This window comes from Candidatus Fonsibacter ubiquis (genome assembly GCF_002688585.1).
GTDB lineage: Bacteria > Pseudomonadota > Alphaproteobacteria > Pelagibacterales > Pelagibacteraceae > Fontibacterium > Fontibacterium commune.
The window spans coordinates 905,455-918,885 of the sequence record NZ_CP024034.1 but is presented as its reverse complement, the minus strand read 5'-3'; the positions used below and the strand labels follow the sequence as shown (position 1 = coordinate 918,885).

General features: G+C 30.4%; 10 protein-coding genes. 8 read left to right on the top strand and 2 right to left on the bottom strand.

Annotated features, from left to right (window positions below):
• The first annotated feature begins 9 nt into the window (after window positions 1-9).
• Entirely contained in the window at window positions 10-930 is a 921-nt protein-coding gene (locus tag CR143_RS04975) for a complex I NDUFA9 subunit family protein (RefSeq protein ID WP_099340723.1), read from the top strand.
• Here the strand turns inward: CR143_RS04975 and CR143_RS04970 are convergent.
• Window positions 927-1,691, bottom strand: a complete 765-nt coding sequence (locus CR143_RS04970; protein ID WP_099340722.1) for an undecaprenyl-diphosphate phosphatase — start codon at window positions 1,689-1,691, stop codon at window positions 927-929. The two genes, CR143_RS04975 and CR143_RS04970, sit on opposite strands and share 4 nt — an antisense overlap.
• Window positions 1,692-1,911: 220 nt before the next feature.
• Between CR143_RS04970 and CR143_RS04965 the strand changes: the two genes are divergently transcribed.
• The 3 genes from CR143_RS04965 to CR143_RS04955 are packed head-to-tail and all read left to right on the top strand — an operon-like array spanning window position 1,912 to window position 8,759.
• Entirely contained in the window at window positions 1,912-3,363 is a 1,452-nt protein-coding gene (locus CR143_RS04965; protein ID WP_099340721.1) for an NAD(P)-dependent oxidoreductase, read from the top strand.
• A 1-nt stretch (window position 3,364) separates the two neighbouring features.
• On the top strand, window positions 3,365-7,879 hold the full coding sequence (gltB, locus tag CR143_RS04960) for a glutamate synthase large subunit (protein ID WP_099340720.1): 4,515 nt from the start codon (window positions 3,365-3,367) through the stop codon (window positions 7,877-7,879).
• A complete protein-coding gene (locus CR143_RS04955) occupies window positions 7,863-8,759 on the top strand; it encodes an NAD-dependent epimerase/dehydratase family protein (RefSeq protein ID WP_099340719.1) in 897 nt (298 codons plus the stop codon). The genes gltB and CR143_RS04955 overlap by 17 nt, the downstream gene beginning before the upstream one ends.
• On the opposite strand, the gene CR143_RS04950 is transcribed toward CR143_RS04955, so the two are convergent.
• On the bottom strand, window positions 8,736-9,488 hold the full coding sequence (locus CR143_RS04950; protein ID WP_099340718.1) for an alpha/beta hydrolase: 753 nt from the start codon (window positions 9,486-9,488) through the stop codon (window positions 8,736-8,738). The two genes, CR143_RS04955 and CR143_RS04950, sit on opposite strands and share 24 nt — an antisense overlap.
• A gap of 26 nt (window positions 9,489-9,514) precedes the next feature.
• On the opposite strand from CR143_RS04950, the gene CR143_RS04945 reads away from it, so the two are divergent.
• The 4 genes from CR143_RS04945 to rpmI all read left to right on the top strand — a co-directional run bounded on the left by CR143_RS04945 (window position 9,515) and on the right by rpmI (window position 13,428).
• On the top strand, window positions 9,515-10,654 hold the full coding sequence (locus CR143_RS04945) for a glycosyltransferase (RefSeq protein WP_099340717.1): 1,140 nt from the start codon (window positions 9,515-9,517) through the stop codon (window positions 10,652-10,654).
• 10 nt (window positions 10,655-10,664) lie between these two features.
• Window positions 10,665-12,581, top strand: a complete 1,917-nt coding sequence (thrS, locus tag CR143_RS04940) for a threonine--tRNA ligase (protein ID WP_099340716.1) — start codon at window positions 10,665-10,667, stop codon at window positions 12,579-12,581.
• Between the two features lie 10 nt (window positions 12,582-12,591).
• A complete protein-coding gene (gene infC, locus CR143_RS04935; protein WP_099340715.1) occupies window positions 12,592-13,152 on the top strand; it encodes a translation initiation factor IF-3 in 561 nt (186 codons plus the stop codon).
• 69 nt (window positions 13,153-13,221) lie between these two features.
• The gene (rpmI, locus tag CR143_RS04930; RefSeq protein WP_099340714.1) at window positions 13,222-13,428 is read left to right on the top strand and encodes a 50S ribosomal protein L35; all 207 of its coding nucleotides are present in this window, start codon (window positions 13,222-13,224) and stop codon (window positions 13,426-13,428) included.
• Window positions 13,429-13,431: the final 3 nt, after the last annotated feature.

The following is a 13,431-nucleotide window of genomic DNA, read 5'->3' as shown; positions in this document are numbered from 1 at the left end:
GATTAAACAATGGCAGAAAAAAAGACAATAACAGTCTTCGGCGGAACAGGGTTTATAGGTCGAAATCTAATAGCTAAGCTTGCAAAAAAAGGTTTTAAAATAATCGTCCCAACCCGAAATCCTTATCTTCATGGTTATCTAAAACCAATGGGAGAACCTGGTCAAATTGATGTTTTAAAATTTAATCCTTATAATTTTTCAAATCTTAATGAGTTTATCGATAGCTCAGAAATTGTAATTAATTGCATAGGAGTTTTATACGAAAAAAAAAATCAAAAATTCGATCATGCACATCATCTTTTTCCAAAATTTCTAACTAGTATCTTAAATAAAGATGTGACTAAAAAATTTATTCATATTTCAGCACTGGGTGCAAAAGAAAATTCTAATTCTTTATATATTAAATCAAAGTTTCAAGGTGAACAGGTTATTACTAGTAATTTTAAAAATTCCGTTATTTTACGGCCCAGCATTGTATTTGGAACTAACGATAATTTTTTTAATTTATTTAATAAATTAATAAATCTTTTGCCTATCATTCCGCTTGCTGGTGCCAAAACAAAATTTCAACCTTGCTATGTAGGAGATGTTACTGACGCAATTATTAAAATTATAGAAGATATCAATCCTGGTCAGGTTTATGAATTGGGAGGGCCTAAGGTTTATACGTTTAAAGAATTAATTGAGACCTTGCTGGTTTCTCTAAATAAAAAAAGATTAATAGTTGGACTTCCAGATTTTATTTCAAGAGTACAAGCAAAAATAATGCAATTATTTCCTAATCCTTTACTTACAGAAGATCAGCTTGAAATATTAAGATCAGATAATATTTGCTCTAATCACTACCCAGGTTTTTCAGAACTTGGCATATATACAAGAAGCGTTGAGATTATTTTACCTAATTATATTTTTAGCCAAACAAATCGTTAAATAAATAATAATATTATTACCCCGAGTATTATTCTGTAATAAACAAAAAGATTTAAATTAAATCTTGATATAAAAGATAAAAAATATTTTATTGTTAGATAAGATGAGATAAATGAAACTATAAATGCAACAATGGCAATATAGTTAAAATCTGTACTATCCATTTTTATCAAATCTAAGATCCCAAGAAAACAAGCTCCAGCTGTAGTGGGTATTGATAAAAAAAAGGAAAATTTTGCGGCATCGAGTCTTGAATACCCAAGAAAACGTCCAGCCGTTAATGTAATTCCAGATCTGCTCACTCCAGGAATTAAAGCTATCACCTGAAATAATCCAATTATAAAAGAATTCTTTGCGTTAAGGTCTGTGTATAGTTTTTTTGTAATTTTTATTTTGTCGCTAAAAAATAAAATAATTCCAAAAATAATTGTGGTTATCGCAATTATTTTAATGGGAAAATTTCCATAGTCTATAAGTCGAAATTTAAATATAAAATATCCAATAATAACCACTGGTAGAGTGGCAATAATGAGATTTAAAATTATTTTAGGTTTTTTTAATAATCCTAAAAGTTCTGAAAAAAAATATGAAATAATTGCAAATAAAGATCCTAAATGAAAAACAAGATTTAGTATTTCATTGTTATTTTGGAAATTTAATAATTGCTCCATTATTATTAAATGTGCATTGGAAGAAATGGGTAAAAATTCAGTAATACCTTGGACAATGCCTAGAATTATTATTTTTAGTAATTCGTCCATTAGGAAAGCTTTAGTCTAGGAGAATGTTATTATAAATTAGATAATTAGTTATAAACTGTTTACAATTTTAAATTGAAAAATACTAATTATCTTAGTTTTAATTGATTAATTAGTATTTCTAAAGAATTTGATCATAAATACTGACCTAATTAATCTTTTAAAATTTATGTTTTTGTGAAAATATTCATAAAAAACGAAAAAATACAGGTACTTTAAAATAATGTCAGAAAAAATGTTAAAGTTTGTGACAACTAAGGGGCAAACACCTGAAAAATCCAGCGTGGATGAGAGAGTAAAAAATTTCTCCGAAATATATAAAAACTATATTGCTCCAAAAGCTGAAGAACAATCAAGCAGATGCTCGCAGTGTGGGGTTCCGTATTGTCAAATTCATTGTCCATTATCAAATAACATTCCTGACTGGCTGAAACTAACTGCTGAAGGAAGATTGGAAGAAGCTTATGAAGTTTCTTCAGCAACAAATAATATGCCAGAGGTTTGTGGAAGAATATGTCCCCAAGATAGACTTTGTGAGGGCAATTGCGTAATTGAGAGAGCAGGACACGGGACAGTGACCATTGGATCAATTGAAAAATTTATAACGGATACCGCATTTGAGAATGGTTGGGTAAAACCAATTAAAGTTAAAAAAAGTTTAGGATACAGTATTGGAATAATTGGAGCGGGGCCCGCAGGTCTTGCAGCTGCAGAACAACTTAGAAAAATTGGATATGAAGTTACAGTTTATGATAAGTATGACAGGCCTGGTGGTTTGCTAATTTATGGAATTCCTAATTTTAAATTAGAAAAAAATATTGTTGAAAGAAGAACCAAGCTTTTAATTGAAGGTGGAATAAAATTTCACTTAAATTTTGTTGTCGGAAAAAATGCAACTTTATCTGATTTGAAAAAAAAACACGATGCAATACTCATTGCAACCGGCGTATACAAGGCAAGAGAAGTAGAAATTCCAGGATCAGACTTAAAAAATATTTATCCAGCAATGGAGTTTTTAACAGCATCAAATAAAAAAGGATTAGGAGACAAAGTAAAATTATTTGATGAGGGATATTTAAATGCTGAAGGAAAAGACGTAGTTGTAATAGGCGGCGGTGATACAGCAATGGATTGTGTTAGAACTTCAATAAGGCAGAATGCAAAATCAGTTAAGTGCTTATATAGAAGAGATAAAAAAAATATGCCAGGATCAGCAAGAGAGGTTAATAATGCCGAAGAAGAAGGCGTTGATTTTCAATGGTTAACAAATCCTAAAGAATTTATTGGAAAAAACGGTAACGTGAGTGAAGTTATAGTAACTAAAATGAAATTAGGAGAAACAGATGCAACTGGAAGACAAAAACCAGAAATCATTTCCGGATCCGAGGTTAAAATTAAAGCTGATATGGTAATTAAAGCATTGGGATTTGATCCAGAAGATATTCCAGTTATGTTTTCAGAACCTAAACTTGATGTATCAAAGTGGGGAACAATTAAAATTGATCTTAAAACAATGCAAACAAATATTGAGGGAGTTTTTGCAGCAGGAGATATTGTAAGAGGCGCGTCGCTAGTTGTATGGGCTATTAAGGATGGAAGAGATGCTGCGGAAGCAATTGATGTTTTTTTGAAAAATAAAGCTCTTAAATCAGTAAAAAAAAGAATGGTGGCATAAATTGAGAGATATCTTAAAAAAAAATTTAAAAAAGCTAATAAACGCTGGGGTTTATAATGCAGCAGATGAACATGATGCTTGTGGTGTTGGGTTCGTAGCTTCGATTGATGGAAAGCCTAGAAGAGAAGTGGTTGAAAATGGAATTGAAGCTTTAAAAGCTGTTTGGCACAGAGGTGCCGTTGATAAGGACGGAAAAACAGGAGATGGAGCCGGAATTCATATTGAACTATCTAAAGTTTTTTTTGAGGAGCAGATAAAAATTACAGGACATCATACTCATAAAAATGATCAATTATGTGTTGGCATGATCTTTTTGCCGAGAAATGATTATGGAGCTCAAGAAGCTTGTAGGACTATTGTAGAGCATGAATTGTTATCTAATAACTTTTACATTTTTGGATGGAGACATGTTCCGGTAAAAGCAAAAGTTCTTGGAATAAAAGCAAACGATACTAGACCAGAAATTGAGCAAATATTATTTTCTCCAATTAAAAAAACAGAGTCAGAGGAATTAGAAAAAAATATTTATATTGTAAGAAAAAAGATTGAAAGAAAAATTACTCAATCTCAATTAAAAGATTTTTATATTTCATCAATTAGTTCAAGATCAATTATTTATAAAGGAATGTTTCTTGCTGAGCATTTATCAGATTTTTATCCAGATTTATTAGATAAAAGATTTATTTCTAGATTCTCAATTTTTCATCAAAGATATTCAACAAATACTTTTCCAAGTTGGGAGCTTGCTCAACCCTTTAGAATTTTAGCACATAATGGTGAGATAAATACTTTAAAAGGAAATGTGAATTGGATGAAGACACATGAGCAGGGATTAGAGTCTGAATTATACGATAACATTGACGATTTAAAACCAATCTTAAAATCAGGAAGTTCTGATACAGCTTGTCTTGATGCTGTTTTTGAATTGTTAACAAGATCAGGAAGATTATTGCCTCTTGTTAAAATGATGTTGATGCCAGAGGCATGGTCTAAAAGAAGCAAAATTATCCCTCAAGCTTATAGAGACATGTATAATTACCTAAACTCAGTCATAGAGCCTTGGGATGGACCAGCAGCAATTGCCGCAACTGACGGTAATTGGATTTTAGCCGCGACAGATAGAAACGGTTTAAGGCCTTTAAGATATACTATTACAAAAGATAAAATTTTATTTGCAGGTTCAGAAACTGGAATGGTTCCAGTGCAAGAGGAAAATGTTATTTATAGAGGAAGAGTTGGACCTGGCCAAATGATTGCTGTTAATCTTGATGAGGGAACTTATTATAATGATAAAAAAATTAAAGATTTTTTATCTAGAAATCCTATATATAAAAAATTTAGTCAAAATTTAATAGAGATCAGTAAAAAGTTTAATAATTTACAAGAATTTAACTCTTTTGAAGGAGATAAGTTAAGACAAAAACAATATGCTGCTGGGATCTCCATTGAGGATTTAGAAATGATTTTACATCCAATGGTGGAGGATCAAAAAGAAGCTGTTGGTTCAATGGGGGATGACACTCCAGCAGCTGTTTTATCTGATATTTATAGGCCTTTATCTCACTTTTTTAGACAAAATTTTAGTCAAGTCACAAATCCACCAATAGACTCTCTAAGAGAAAATAGAGTGATGTCTCTTAATACAAGAATTGGAAACTTACAAAACATTTTAGGTGAAGATTTGTTTAATAAAAAAAGTTACCTTTTAGAAAGTCCAGTTTTATCCAATGCTCAATTTAAAAAGTTATTTGAGGTTTTAAATGAAGAATATAGAGAAATAGATTGTACATTTAATTCTGAAGATTCAGAAATTTCCTTAAAAGAAGAATTAAAACGAATTCAGAAAGAGTCCGAAATTGCAGTTAGAGAGGGCGCTAAGCATATTATTCTTACAGATGAAAAAATTTCAGAAACAAGAATTGGGATACCAATAATACTTGCAACAGGTGCAGTACAAAGTCATTTGGTCAATCATGGTCTTAGAAAATATGTTTCATTAAATGTTAAATCGGCAGAATGCTTAGATGTTCACTATTTTGCAGTTCTTATCGGTGTTGGTGCGACTACAGTTAATCCCTATTTAGCCTTTGATTGTATTTATCAGAGATATCAAAAAAAAATCTTTGGAAAATTAACTTTTACCGAATGCGTTAACAATTATATTAAAGCCGTTAATGATGGATTGTTAAAAGTGATGTCTAAATTAGGCATTTCCGTTATTAGCTCTTATAGGGGTGGTTTAAATTTTAGTGGTCTTGGATTAAGCAGAGCTCTTGTTGCTGAATATTTTCCTGGAATGTATTCAAAAATTTCTGGAATTGGTGTTTCTGGAATTGAACAAATGATCAGAACTCAACATCAAAAGGCATTTAGAGGTAATGTTATTAGTTTACCAATCGGTGGATTTTATAAATTTAGAAAAGGTGGGGAACAACACTCTAATCAGGCTATGACCATGCATATGTTACAAACTGCTGTTGCAACAGATTCCTATGATTTATATAAAAAATATTCAAAAATTATTAATGAGCAGCACCCTTTAAATCTTAGAGATCTTTTAGATTTTAATTTAATTAAAAAACCAATTTTAATTGAAGAGGTAGAGTCTATTACAAATATTAGAAAAAGATTTGGAAGCGGCAGCATGTCTTTAGGAGCTCTTTCTAAAGAGGCACACGAAACATTAGCAATTGCTATGAATAGAATTGGTGGCGCATCTTGTAGTGGAGAAGGAGGAGAGGATGCAAAAAGAGCAATACCTAAAGATAATGGTGATAATGCTAATTCAAGAGTAAAACAAATTGCATCGGCTAGATTTGGCGTAACTGCAGAATATTTAAATAATTGTGATGAAATAGAAATCAAAATATCTCAAGGGGCAAAACCTGGAGAAGGTGGCCAGTTACCTGGTTTTAAAGTTACAGCTGAAATTGCAACTTTAAGACATTCAACACCAGGAGTTACATTAATATCTCCACCACCTCATCATGATATTTATTCAATCGAAGATTTATCGCAGCTAATCTATGATTTAAAACAAATAAATCCCAAAGCAAAAATTGGAGTTAAATTAGTTTCCTCAACAGGAATAGGCACTATTGCTGCAGGAGTTGCAAAAGCAAAAGCAGATGTAATTCTAATTAGCGGACATTCAGGCGGAACAGGGGCTTCTCCATTAACAAGTGTAAAGTATGCAGGGCTTCCTTGGGAAATTGGACTAACAGAAGCTAATCAAATTTTAACTTTAAATGGTTTAAGACATGAGGTTATTTTAAGAACGGATGGAGGGATTAAAACAGGCAGAGATGTTGTTATGGCTGCAATGATGGGTGCAGATGATTTTGGAATAGCAACGACTTCTTTAATAGCAATGGGTTGTATAATGGTTAGACAATGTCATTCAAATACTTGTCCTGTTGGAATTTGTACTCAAGATGAAGAGCTTAGAAAAAAATTTACAGGCACACCTGAAAAAGTTGTTAATTTATTTTCATTTATAGCTGAGGAAGTAAGAGAAATTTTAGCAAGTCTTGGTTTTAAATCTTTAAATGAAATTGTTGGTAGAACAGATTTATTAAAACAAGTTAGTAGAGGATCTACCAACTTAGATGATTTAGATTTAAATCCTCTTTTAGTTCAAGCAGATCCAGGAGAAAATCCAAGATATTGTTTAAAAAGAGAAAGAAAAGAAGTTCCTGATAGTTTAGATAAGCAAATTATAAAAGACTCACTTTCTCTAATTGAAAAAGGACAAAAATTTCAATTAAGTTATGCAGTAAAAAATACTCATAGATCCGTTGGAACAAGATTAAGCTCGATTATTACAACACAGTTTAAAAATAAAAAATTATCGGAAGACCATATTTTAATTAAATTAAGAGGCTCAGCAGGACAGTCTCTAGGCGCATTTGCAGTTTCAGGAATTAAGCTAGAAATAACAGGTGATGCAAATGATTATGTTGGTAAAGGGTTATCTGGTGCAAAAATAATTATAAAACCAGCCTCTAACAGTAAATTACAAACCTCAAAAAATACAATTATTGGAAATACAGTTTTGTACGGAGCAACTTCAGGATTGTTGCTTGCAGCGGGACAAGCAGGAGAAAGGTTTGCAGTTAGAAATTCAGGGGCCACTGCAGTTATTGAAGGATGCGGAACAAATGGCTGTGAATATATGACAGGTGGCGCTGTTGTAATATTAGGAGAAGTTGGGGATAATTTTGCAGCAGGCATGACAGGTGGAATGGTATTTGTTTATGACCCAGAAAATAGTTTTGAAAATTATGTAAATCCATCATCAGTCATTTGGCAAAGAGTTGAGACGGACTATTGGAATGATTTTCTTTTAAATCTAATAAAATTACATGAAAAAGAAACTCAATCGTTGCACTCAAAAAAGATTATTCAACAGTGGAATAGTGAAAAAAATAACTTTTATCAAGTTTGCCCTAAAGAAATGTTAGATAAATTAAGACAACCATTATCGAATAAGGCAGTTCATGAAAAAGCTGTCTAAATCAATTACTTTAGTTTGTTTTGGTTTTGGCTTAGTAGCTAAGTACTTTGTAAAAGAGCTGTTAAGAAATAAGTATAAAATAAAATTAATCACAACTTCAAGATCTAAAAGTTCTAATAATAAATTCTTAAATATTAATTATAAAAATTTTTGTTTTGATAATAATAATTTTGATAAAAAAATTTTAAAATATATTTTAAATGCAAGTCATATATTAGTTTCGATACCTCCAAAAGATAGAAAAGACTTTGTTATCGAAAATTTTTATAATGAAATTTTATTAAATAAAAAAATCAAATGGCTGGCATATCTTTCGTCAACAAGTGTTTACGGAAATCATAATGGTAAGTGGGTTGATGAAAGAAGCAAATTATTAAGTAATAATGACACAGGAATAAATAGAATTGTAGCTGAAAATGAATGGTTAAAATTAAATCGCTACCACCTTGTTCCAACAAGAATATTTAGATTATCAGGAATTTATTCCCCGGAAAGAAACATATTTTTACGATTAGCAAGGGAGCAAGTTAGTTATGTTAAAAAAAGTAATCATATTTTTTCAAGAATTCATGTTGCTGATATAGCTCAAGTTTTATCTAAGTCTTTAATTTACTCAAAACCTGGTGAAATTTATAATGTAGCAGACAATTTCCCATGTTCTTATGATCAAACAATATCATATGCTTGTAATTTAATGGGAGTTAAAATTCCACCTTCTGAAAATTTTAAATCACCAAATAATAGTGACCTGAATAATTTTTATAAAGACTCAAAAAAAGTTAGTAACTTGAAAATTAAAAAAGATTTAAAAGTAAAATTACAATTTCCATCATACAAAGAAGGTTTTAAAAGTATTTTAAATAATATTTTTAATCGCTAAATCTAGTTTTTTTAAATCTTGAACTCTAGACAGGGAATGATCACCATCATCAATAATTGTTAATTTAAATTTTTTTGCTATTAGAGTTTTTGTTAAATTTATTGAATAAATCCAGGGAACAGATGAATCTCTAATTCCATGTAATAATTCAATTTTAAAATTGCACTTAATTTTTTTATTAAGAATTAAGTTTTTTTTTCCACTATATATAAAATTTTTAGTTATAGGGTAAAAATTATTGTGACTACTTTTTAATTTATAAATTTTATTTCTTCTTATATTATCTTTTTCAAAACTATTTAATTTTTTCCATATTAATTCTTCAGTAAAATCAGGGGCAGGAGCAATTCCGATAAAACCTTTAATTCTTTTATGAAAATGTTTAATTAGCATAATCCCAATCCAAGCACCCATGCCTGAGCCAATAAGGATTATTTTACCTTTTTTAACTAAATTTTTTATAATTGACCTTGAGTCTTCTATCCAATTCTTAATACTAAAATCTGTGAATTGTCCCGAGGATTTACCATGTCCACTATATTCAAATAACAATAAATTAATTTTATTTTTATTAGAAAATTTTTTTAAAAATTTTGCTTTTTTACTTTTAATATCAGACATTAATCCGTGGAGAAAAATAATTGTGATTAAACTTTTATTATTAATAAATTTGTAATGAATTTTTTGATTATTTTTTGTTAAAAAAAAATTTTGCTTTGTATTATTCATTTTTAAAAGTATAGCATATAAATTCAATGGATAAAAAAATTCGCTTGTTACAAGTTATTCCAAGATTAGATGTAGGTGGTGCAGAAACAGGTTGTAAGGATATTGCAAAATTTGTAGCCAATCAATCTTACTTTTCTGGAATTTTATGCTCTGGCGGTGAACAAATTAAAAAAATTGATCAATCAAAAGTTAAAATTTTTAGATTTCCTGTTCAAAGTAAAAACCTTTTTATAATTTTTTTTAATATATTTATAATTTTATTTATTATTCTTTTTTATAAAATTAATATCATTCATGTTAGAAGTCGCGCGCCAGCTTGGTCATGTTATTTTGCAAGTAAGATATTGAGAATTTCTTTAGTCTCTACTTTTCACGGCACTTATAATTTTAGTAATTCTTTAAAAAAATTTTATAATTCAGTAATGTTAAGAGGAGATGTTGTTATTGCAGGCTCAAAATTTATTTTCGATCACATAAAAATTAATTATAATTATAAAAAAACAATTTCTTTTATACCAAGGGGAATTGATACTAATTTCTTCAGTCCAAAAAATCCAAAAGTTGAACAGTCAAATATCGTAAGGAGTCGTTGGGATGTGTTAAATAGTGATTTTATAATATTACTTCCAGGAAGATTAACCTTTTGGAAAGGACAATTTTTTTTCTTAAATACCCTTTTGTTTTTAAAACAAGAGAAATTGTTAAATAATATTAAAGCAATTATAATCGGTGATGATCAAGGTCGAACTGAATATAAAGAGTACCTTTTAAATTTTATAAGACATCACCAATTAGATAATGATGTAAAAATTATCTCGCATGAAGTTTCTATGCCCTCAGCCTATAATGCCTGTGACTTAGTGTTGTCAGCTTCTATTGAGCCTGAAGCATTTGGCAGAGTAGCCGTTGAAGCCCAAGCAATGGAAAAGCCAATACTTGCAAGTAATATAGGCGGTTCTAATGAAACAATTATTGATGGGCAAACAGGCTTTTTATTTAAATCAGATGACGAAAAAGATTTAGCAAAAATGATTATTGAGATTTCAAAAAAAGATAAAAATTTTTTAAAAAAATTAGGAGAAAAAGGTAGGGTCAATGTTATTAATAATTATACTGTTGAGCAAATGTGCTCTAAAACACTAGAAATTTATAAATCCTTAGTTTAATAAGAAGAACATGCTCAACATCACGCTCTTAGATGGAAAAAAACTTAAATTTCCAGGAAAAGTTAATGGCCATGATATAGCAAAAACTATTAGTCCCTCACTTGCAAAAAAAGCTTTAGTAATAAAAGTAAATGACAGTTTTAAAGACTTAAGCACCATAATTGAAAAAGATTCTACAGTACAAATTATTACACTTGAGGATGATTACGGATTAGAGGTTATAAGACATGATACCGCACATGTTCTCGCCATGGCAGTTCAAGAATTATTTAAAGATACGCAAGTTACTATTGGTCCAGTTATCGAAAATGGTTTTTATTATGATTTTTCTAGAAAGAAACCTTTTACTGACGAAGATCTTTTAAAAATTGAAGAAAAAATGCGAGAAATTATAGATCGTGACGAACCTACTACAAGAGAGGTTTGGGATAGAGAAAAAGCCATAGAGCATTTTAAAAAAAAAGGTGAACTTTATAAAGCTGAAATAATAAAAAGTATTCCAACTAAAGAGGAAATTTCAATTTATTTCCATGGTAAGTGGCACGATCTATGTAGAGGACCACATTTAACTTCTACTGGAAAGATAGGAAAAGCATTTAAACTTACTAAACTTGCAGGAGCTTATTGGCGCGGAGATTCTAATAATGAGATGCTTCAAAGAATATATGGAACATGCTGGAGAAATAAAAAAGAATTAGATGATTATTTACACAGAATTGAAGAAGCTGAAAAAAGAGATCACCGCAAACTTGGAAAAGTTATGAACTTATTTCATTTTCAAGAAGAAAGTCCCGGGGCTGTTTTTTGGCATGAAGGAGGTTGGCAGTTATTTCAATCACTTATTGATTTTATGCGCGAACGACAAACAGAAGCTGGTTATCGAGAGGTAAATACACCTGATATTTTAGACAAAACATTATGGGAGAAATCTGGTCATTGGGAAAAGTTTCAAGAGCATATGTATACAACCAAAACTCCAGATGAGAGAGTTTTTGCAATTAAGCCTATGAATTGTCCTGGCTGTGTACAAATTTTTAATCAAGGATTAAAAAGTTATAGAGATTTACCATTAAAATTATCAGAATTTGGTAAAGTTCATCGTTATGAGAGTTCAGGATCTTTGCATGGATTAATGAGAGTTAGATCTTTTACACAAGATGATGCTCATATTTTTTGCACTGAAAATCAAATTACCGAGGAGTCTTTAAAAGTTACAAAGTTGATCTTAGATATTTATAAGGCTTTTGGTTTTGAGGATGTAATTTTAAAATATTCAGATCGTCCACTAAAGAGAGTTGGAGACGATAAGTTATGGGATAAAGCGGAGGCTGCATTACTAGAGGCTGTGAAAGCTTCAAAATTGGACTATTTAATCAATAAAGGTGAAGGTGCATTTTATGGACCTAAAATTGAATTTGTTTTAAGGGATACCATTGGTCGAGATTGGCAATGTGGAACTTTACAAGTTGATTTAAATTTACCAGGAAGATTAGGTGCAACGTATATTGACAAAGACGGAGTTAAAAAGAATCCAGTGATGTTACACAGAGCATTATTTGGCTCACTTGAAAGATTTATAGGTATTTTAATTGAACATTATGCAGGCAAACTTCCGTTGTGGCTATCTCCAAAACAAGTTGCAATACTTCCAATTTCACAAGAATTTGATGATTATGCAAAGAAAGTCTCAGCTGAACTTGATAAAAATAAAATAAGGAATATTATCGATCTCAAGAATGAAAAAATTAATTACAAAATTAGAGAACACTCATTGTCCAAAATTCCAATTTTAATGATTTGTGGATCAAAAGAACAAGAAAGTCAGTCAATTACCCTTCGAAGACTTGGCCAAGAAAAACAGGATACGTTACCTTTAAGAGAGGCTTTGAATTTATTAGTTAAAGAGTCTTCAGCACCAAAAATCTAGGAGTATAGTTATTAATCAAAATTTTCAAAACAATAGAAGTAATTTTAGATCTAATAGCTCTTCAAATCGTGGGCCAAAAGTAAACGATAGAATTAGAGCAACGGATGTTCAGTTAATTGGCAGTGATGGTCAAAATATTGGGATTGTTTCCTTAAATGATGCATTAATGACTGCAAAGGAGCAAGGTTTAGATTTAATCGAAATTGCTCCCAATGCAAAACCCCCTGTTTGTAAGATAACTGATTTTGGAAAATACAAATACGAGTTACAAAAAAAAGCTAGCCAAGCAAAAAAGAAACAAAAAGTTGTAACACTTAAAGAGATTAAAATGAGACCAGGAACAGATGTTCATGACTATAATTTTAAAATGAAGGCAACCGAGAAATTTTTAACTAAAGGGGACAAAGTCAAATTTACAATAAAATTTAAAGGAAGAGAGATGCAGCATCTAAAGCTAGCTCAAGATCTTGCGGATAGAATTGTAAATGATTTAAAGGTTACTGGTAAAGTTGAGCAAGCTCCTAAAATGGAAGGCAAGCAAATGACTTTCATTATTCAGCCGCTTAAATAGCAGTTTCTTTATATTCATACTTATTGTTTTTCACCTTTAATATTAGTATAACCCGCAGGTATTTATTTTATGTATAAGATTAAAACTAAGAGCTCAGCTAAAAAAAGATTTAGAATTACAGCAACAGGTAAAGTAAAAATGCCCCAAGCTGGCAAAAGACACGGCATGATCAAAAGATCCAATGCTCAGATCAGAAGGCAAAGAGGAATGGCAATTATGTCTAAACCTGACGCAAAGATAGTCAAATCATACATGCCTAACAGTTTAAGAGGATAATTT

Excerpts from the sequence above, each read along its gene's own strand:
- CR143_RS04975 (WP_099340723.1), top strand. The coding sequence starts at position 10 with ATGGCAGAAAAAAAGACAATAACAGTCTTCGGCGGAACAGGGTTTATA.
- CR143_RS04970 (WP_099340722.1), bottom strand. The coding sequence starts at position 1,691 with ATGGACGAATTACTAAAAATAATAATTCTAGGCATTGTCCAAGGTATT.
- CR143_RS04965 (WP_099340721.1), top strand. The coding sequence starts at position 1,912 with ATGTCAGAAAAAATGTTAAAGTTTGTGACAACTAAGGGGCAAACACCT.
- CR143_RS04955 (WP_099340719.1), top strand. The coding sequence starts at position 7,863 with ATGAAAAAGCTGTCTAAATCAATTACTTTAGTTTGTTTTGGTTTTGGC.
- CR143_RS04950 (WP_099340718.1), bottom strand. The coding sequence starts at position 9,488 with ATGAATAATACAAAGCAAAATTTTTTTTTAACAAAAAATAATCAAAAA.
- CR143_RS04945 (WP_099340717.1), top strand. The coding sequence starts at position 9,515 with ATGGATAAAAAAATTCGCTTGTTACAAGTTATTCCAAGATTAGATGTA.
- thrS (WP_099340716.1), top strand. The coding sequence starts at position 10,665 with ATGCTCAACATCACGCTCTTAGATGGAAAAAAACTTAAATTTCCAGGA.
- rpmI (WP_099340714.1), top strand. The coding sequence starts at position 13,222 with ATGTATAAGATTAAAACTAAGAGCTCAGCTAAAAAAAGATTTAGAATT.